The sequence below is a fragment of the Paenibacillus terrae genome, assembly GCF_005217525.1.
Lineage (GTDB): Bacteria > Bacillota > Bacilli > Paenibacillales > Paenibacillaceae > Paenibacillus > Paenibacillus terrae_C.
On record NZ_PNXQ01000016.1, the window covers coordinates 362089 to 369134 of the forward strand.

A 7046-nucleotide genomic window follows, 5' to 3' on the forward strand; every position below is an offset into this window, starting at 1 on the left:
TATTTCTTTTGTCCTATGTGATTTATTTCTAGACAGCAAGGAGATTACGCTAACTTGCTCTATTAGCGAGTAAAAACATATTGCTAGGAGGATTGTGCATGTATGAAAAACCTCGTTTTAGAGAGATGCTTGTAACTGAATTAACTCTATCAAAAACAAATCCTAGATTTCCTAAGCCTGTTACAAGCGAGGAAGAGGCAATCCTGACTTTCTTTAAATTGAAGAGAGTTGGACCAAAAAAAATAGAAGCTATAATACAAGATATCGTAGAAACTGGAGGTGTACTTGAAGATTTTATTGTACTTCATAAAGACAATGAATATATCGTCTATGATGGAAATAGAAGATTAACTGCCTTAAAATTATTATTAGATGATACAGCAGAACTTATAAAAGATCTCTATCCAAGAACTTACCGTTATGTAGAAAAAGTTAAGCACAGTATTGATGTAAAAAGGATGAATCTTTATGCTAAAATTTATTTAGATCCTGAGGCAATGGCAAACCATGTAATAAAAATTCACTCTGGCGAACAGTCGGGTGCTGGACAAATCACATGGGATTCTAATGAAAAAGACACATTCACTTCTGAGTTCTTTAGCAAACCCTTAAATATTGGAAATATGATTTACAGAAAACTTGAACAAGCTACTGATAGGAAAATTCTTTATGATAATATCAAAAACAACGGCTATGCTACCACATTTGAACGAATATTTAATTTCTCAGATATTAGGACAAGAATATTTAGATTAGAACGTGGAGTCAAAGTTGATTTGGACAACGTCGAACAATTTAACAAGGTATGTGAAATGATTGAATATTTTATTACAGAGGATGCATCGGTTGCAGATGTATACACTGCTGAGTTGACAAGTACTTTTTTTGCTGATATTTTGCCAATTAAATTAATTGATCCCAAAGATGCAGAAAAGGAACCGAATTCAGGAAATAAAACCGATTCTACTAGTGAGATTGGCTTCGATAGTGATATTGATACTAGCGCTGACAATGATACTACTAATACTGATACTATGCCTAATAATGTCAGTGATGCTGAAGACAAAGATACTCAACCGTATAATCTGTTTTTGAATTTAAAATCTGTTAAAAAAAATGTGAAATTATATAATGATTACGATTTGAACGATTTAATAGAAGTCGCTACAGATTCTAATGGTGAAAATTTAAAAAGTAAAGTTCTATTTAGTTCAGAGGGGAATTATATAAGGGAGAATATCTTTTCAGGAAACGCACCAACAGGGAACTATATAATACAGGCAAAGTTAGATCATAACGGGGTTTTCATTTCGAGAAGTGTAGAAATCTGTGTATATTTACCTAGTAAAACTATCAAAATTGATCAACCCAAAAATGAATTTTTCAAGTCAATTGCTTCATTTACCGAGGGAGAAGTGAAAATCAATATAAACAATACAGTCAATATGTTAATAAATGAAATTCAATCCTTGGATAATGCGAAAAACTATAGATACATGATCGCTTCATCAGTGAGACAATTATTAGAGCTATCAATAGACAAAGTGATAAAAGACAAGAATCTTAGAAACCATGGAAATCCAAAGCAGAACTTGAAATTTCTAATTGAACAATTGACTAATAGGACATTATTGAATCAGATTTGTAACGGAGATAACAAGCTTAAATTTCAATATACTAAAAATTTACTAGGAGCAATTGAGTCTGATAAGTTATATGATTACTTAAATTTGATAACTCATGATAGCTATGCTGCAGGATATGATGAACTGGTTGAAAAGGTAAATTTAAGAGTTACACCAATTTTAGTTTTTTTCCACAACTATTTACATTTATCATAGAACGGCTGGCCAAGAGGAATCAAATTTGTTACTATATCAGCGAGGTGGTTGCATGTGGCCAGTATATCTCCTTTAAGATATCCAGGTGGTAAAAATAAAACATATTATTATGTTAGGCATTTAGTAAGAACAAATAATTTATCAACTTATATAGAGCCCTTTGCTGGAGGAGCTGCTGTAGCTCTTCGTTTACTAATAAATCGTGATGTAAAAAAAATTATAATAAATGATTATGATCGAGGAATTTACGCGTTATGGAATACCATCATCAATCGGTCTGAACTATTAATTCAACTCATACAGGATACTCCTATAGATATGGAGCAATGGTATATTCAAAGAGACCTCCAAAAACAAAAAGATACTATTGACGAATTGTCTTTGGCATTTTCGACACTTTTTTTAAACCGAACTAATAGATCGGGAATTATAAAAGCAGGAGTTATTGGTGGTAAGAATCAAAATAAAGCTTATAAACTAGACTGCAGGTTTAATAAGGAAACGATAATTAATAGAATAAGATTGATTGCTTCTTATTCGAAGCAAATAAGAGTTTGTAATTATGATGCAAAGGACTTTATTGAGGCTGAGATAAAAAAAACACGAAATTCACTTACATTTTTTGATCCACCATATTACGATAAAGGACCTGATTTATATACAAATTTCTACTCCCATGATGATCATGTTGAGTTGGCAAAGACCATACGATCGAAAATGAGGAATAGATACTGGATTCTAACATATGATATTGCTACTCAAATAGAAAAGCTTTATCGAAAGCAACTTCATACGAAATACTACTTGAATTATTCTATAGCAACACCTACAGAAGGACAAGAATTTATGTTCTTTTCAAACAAAACAGAAGTAGGTAATATTGGGGAATACTTAAAAATTGTATAGACAAAACTATACTTAGTTGAACTAAAATAGCCGGGAAAGAAAGATTGTGACCTGCCCTCCGTTTTAACAAGGATCGAAAATGGGAGGTAGGCCACAACTCGTGAAGATTTTTAGTCAGCCTGGCTTTTAATTATTTCAACGATAGCTAATCCTTGAGTTACGGTTCACTTCGTGGAATAAAGGATTTCACAAGCATCTTCAATTGTAATATCCGAAATTAAGCAACCGTGAGTACTGGCGAGAAAACGAAAGTCTAATACTTTATTTTCTCAGCTTTTGCTGAATGTTCAGCAACGGTTGTATTCAGTCTAACACTTATTTTTCAAAAGCTGACGATTTTCAGACTCAAAAACCGTGTAAAATCAACAACTCCAGTCTAATACTTTATTTTCTTTGGACACTTTGATCAAATACAATAAAGTTGAGTTCTGAACAATAAAGTTGAGTTTTCAAAATTATTACTTTTTTATTGTGTGGATATAAAATTTATAAAAAGTAATAAAGCAATATGTTTTTCCTTTAAAGAGATTATTTGTTAATAAAAACCCGATGAGCAAGTATCATCGGGTTTTTATTAACATTAATCGATATTTTTTATAAAATAGAGAATGGTTAATGAAACATTATTGTACTTGAACGAGGACGGGAGAGAGGAAGTTGGACGGAGCTATAATGGAACTTGCTAAAACAGATGTACGCTACGCGATGAGAAAGGAAATTCAAATGAACCAACTGCTCATCGAAAATAGCGTCGTTTACCGAAACACACCACGACAGATTAAAATTGGAGTGTTTACCGCTATGGCGCGTAACGAAGTTCTTAGCCATTTTCTCAATCTGGATAGCTCCATGCAGACCCCAAACAATTTAAAAACCAACCTCCCTATGAGTCCAGAATATTATCACTTGATGTACAAAATAGGTGCTACCCGGTATGCTCATCATGTGAAAACAAAAGCGGAGCATCAATTGTTTTTGGATTACACGCACACCGACTATAGAAGGAAGAGACATTTCCTCGATGAGATATTGCCGGAGCAACCGAAATTGTCAAAGATTTGGGGAGCATTTTTAAATGTTGTAGGTACCGTTTTAAACATGATTAGAGAGTATTGGGGAATTCCACTTTTAGTCGGATTTGGACTATTGATATATTTTAATCATTCCTCATCCCCTACACACCCACATTCTGGATTTTCAAAGGGTGATCGTTCATCATCAGGAAACGGGTCTACTTTTGGGATGAATGAAAGTACAAGCATAGGTAACCCAGATGAAAATTCAGTTTCAGATACGCCACAAGTAATCGATGATTCTAATCAAACTGGCTTTGGAAATGAAGGAGACAGTGGATATGATTCTCCGAGTTCTGCGAACGAATTTCAAACTATCAATAACGATAGTAGTAAGAAGATTTCGACTCCAGATGTGGTAAGCAATGAGACAGAGTTGACAGATCCTACCGAAAAAAGCATGTTTATAAAAGAAGGAAATCCTAATTTTTTTACTATAGGGTCACCGAAGCAAAAAGTGATCGATGTTATGGGAACTTCGACCTCGATGATCGGAAACTCATGGATCTATGGGGATTCAAATGTGGAGTTGGACTCTAATGACCATGTCATTGGATGGAATAATATCAACCATAATTTGAAAGTATCTATTGGCTCAAAGAAGAAGGGGGCTACTCCATTTACGATAGGATCTTCCATCCAAGATGTAATTGATGCCATGGGTACACCGACGTCTATCATTGGAGACTCATGGGGCTACGATTATTCGGCAGTACAGCTTAATTCAAGTGGTGAAGAGGTTATTGGTTGGTCAAACATTAGTGATAACTTAAATGTATTTATGGGTCCACGAATAAAAACGGCAGCTCCTTTTACGAAAGGGTCCTCCAAACAGCAAGTGATTCATGCCATGGGTACCCCTACATCGGTGATTAGGGATTCGTGGGGATATGGTTTTTCGACGGTTCAATTTGATTTAAATGGTAAAGTTTCGAGTTGGTCAAATATTGATAAGAATCTAAAAGTCACGATGAACCCAAAGTGAGGAGCCTTACCTTTACTTGTTTGCTACATTTCACGCATATGGTTGTTAAAGAAAAGATAGCAAGACCTTTTGGACAGGTCCTGCTATCCATATGGTTTAGATCAATTTTTCCATAATCATTACGTCTACATATTGGCCATCTATAACCCCTTGCTTTTCAAAAATGCCAACTTCACGGTAACCCATTTTTCGATAAAGCCCCTGACCGTTTTCATTAAAGGGAAAGGTGAACAGGACGATCTTATAAAAATTGTTTTTCTTGGCCTCTTTCTCTAATTCCGAATGAAGCGCACTGCCAACGCCTTTACTGCGGAAGGTTCGGTCTACGTAAATCGAAAGGTCTGCAACGCCATCATAAGCACAACGATGAGAATAGCGATTCAAAGAAGCCCAGCCAACCACGACCCCGTCGGATTCTGCGACCAAAATGGTATAACGATTTTGATGTTCTCTAAACCAGTCAACCATGTAGTCGAGGTCCTTGGCTTCCGCCTCTAGTGTAGCTATTCGATCTTCAATCCCTTGATTGTAAATGTCCAGAATACGGTTTAGATCTTCTGAGGTTGCTGTTCGAACGTTTAATATTGGCATACTGATCCCCCCGCTCATAAGCACATTAGGCTTTCTTGGCTTTTATAACTGCGGAAACAATATAATCATCCACGTTTGCGCCAGGCACCCAATCTTTGATGAATGATTTGGACTCATCTTTAGGCTCGATGCTAACACTCGTAAATCCACTCTGCAGAAGCATGGATTTCACTTCTTCCAATGAAGAGGCGCCGGAAATACAGCCGGAATATAACTCATTCAGGTCGTTTTTTATTTCAGAAGGAAGTTCTGCAGTGGTAATGATATCGGAAATGGCTAACCTGCCGCCTGATTGTAAAACACGATAGGCTTCGTTGAAGACCTGCTGTTTATCCGGTGAAAGGTTTATCACGCAGTTGGAAATAATAACGTTTACTGTACCATCCGCTACTGGTAGATGCTCGATTTCACCTAGACGAAAGTCGGTATTTGTGAAATTCCCTTTGACTGCGTTACTGCGGGCGCGGCTGATCATATCCGGAGTCATATCGACCCCGATGACCTTGCCGTTGTCCCCTACTTGGCGAGAAGCCAAAAAGCAATCGAAGCCGCCGCCACTGCCCAGATCAAGGACAACTTCTCCTGCTTTCAGTTCTGCAATAGCTTGCGGGTTACCACAGCCAAGTCCGAGATTTGCTCCTTGAGGGACAGTTGTTAACTCCTCAGTCGAATAACCCATTTGCGATGAGAGGCTATCCGCATCTGACGGAGATCCACAGCAGCTGCCTGCTGGGGGGGGAGTGACTTCCTTAACAGCAATCTGTTGGTAATGGTTCCGTACATTTTGGCGAATTTCATCATTCGTAAGTTTATTCATATCAAAACACTCCTTTAATTTGGATGGGATAGGTGGAACAGGAATTTGAACTACTCTTATGTTTTAGTTAGCAGCAAGGCGCACAACAGATAGAGGTTTGCACTGGCGTTGGAAGAAAAAAGTCAAAAGACAAACGACCTTTTTTAGGATTTGAATTTGACCACTTCCATACGGACTGAGATCGGTGTTGCTTTTCCAATTCGCGAGCTTTCATCAGGTATTCCGCAACATAAATATTCTCATACATTTCCAAAAACCTCCATTTGTTTGGATTTAAATTTGTAAGTTACAAGTATTAAAGGAGAGTATTATCCTGTTACCGGAAAACAACATTTGCTGGATTGGGCCATGGCATCGTTAAAGAGTTTCACAGATCGAATCACGGTTTCTTTTTCAAAATCAGTCAAGTACGAAAAGACTTCGTTTAAGTATTCATTCATTTGTGCATCAATGGTGGTTGCTACATATTTACCTTCCACGGTAAGAGACAGGGTATAGACTCTACGATCGCTAGGGTCCGGCGTTTTCTCAACCAGATTCATCTTGGTCAAGCTCTGAACCTGTCTGCTAAACGTGGTGATATCTGTTCCAAGGGTTTCAGCAATTTGCTGCATGGAAGGTTTATGCTGACGGTCAATTTCATAAAGTATATGGCTTTGAACCGGTGAAATATCGTGTCCACCCACGGTACAACAGTTTTTGTTTAGTAAGCCTAAACGACGGGTCATGTTTTGAAATAACTCTCGTGTATTTTCCATGTATGTTTCACCTCATGTCTTAGTTATACATTATAAATTTGCAAAATGCAAGTAATATTCTTGCTTGATTTTAGA

Annotated in this window: 6 protein-coding genes; 3 read left to right on the forward strand and 3 right to left on the reverse strand. The window is 36.8% G+C overall.

Annotated features, from left to right (window positions below; genetic code table 11):
* Positions 1-98 precede the first annotated feature (98 nt).
* The 3 genes from C1I60_RS19230 (at position 99) to C1I60_RS19240 (ending at position 4805) form a co-directional block, all read left to right on the forward strand.
* Complete coding sequence (locus tag C1I60_RS19230; protein WP_137063171.1) at positions 99-1841, forward strand: hypothetical protein; 1743 nt, start codon at positions 99-101, stop codon at positions 1839-1841.
* A gap of 54 nt (positions 1842-1895) precedes the next feature.
* Positions 1896-2747, forward strand: a complete 852-nt coding sequence (locus C1I60_RS19235; protein ID WP_137063172.1) for a DNA adenine methylase — start codon at positions 1896-1898, stop codon at positions 2745-2747.
* 657 nt (positions 2748-3404) lie between these two features.
* Positions 3405-4805 (forward strand): hypothetical protein, encoded by a 1401-nt coding sequence (locus tag C1I60_RS19240; RefSeq protein ID WP_137063173.1) that lies wholly within the window; start codon positions 3405-3407, stop codon positions 4803-4805.
* Between the two features lie 96 nt (positions 4806-4901).
* Here C1I60_RS19240 and C1I60_RS19245 read toward each other — a convergent pair whose 3' ends face one another.
* The 3 genes from C1I60_RS19245 to C1I60_RS19255 all read right to left on the reverse strand — a co-directional run bounded on the left by C1I60_RS19245 (position 4902) and on the right by C1I60_RS19255 (position 6971).
* Positions 4902-5396, reverse strand: a complete 495-nt coding sequence (locus C1I60_RS19245; RefSeq protein WP_137063174.1) for an arsinothricin resistance N-acetyltransferase ArsN1 family A — start codon at positions 5394-5396, stop codon at positions 4902-4904.
* Positions 5397-5421: 25 nt separating this feature from the next.
* Complete coding sequence (locus C1I60_RS19250; protein WP_137063175.1) at positions 5422-6213, reverse strand: arsenite methyltransferase; 792 nt, start codon at positions 6211-6213, stop codon at positions 5422-5424.
* Between the two features lie 308 nt (positions 6214-6521).
* On the reverse strand, positions 6522-6971 hold the full coding sequence (locus C1I60_RS19255; protein WP_137063176.1) for a MarR family winged helix-turn-helix transcriptional regulator: 450 nt from the start codon (positions 6969-6971) through the stop codon (positions 6522-6524).
* Positions 6972-7046 lie beyond the last annotated feature (75 nt).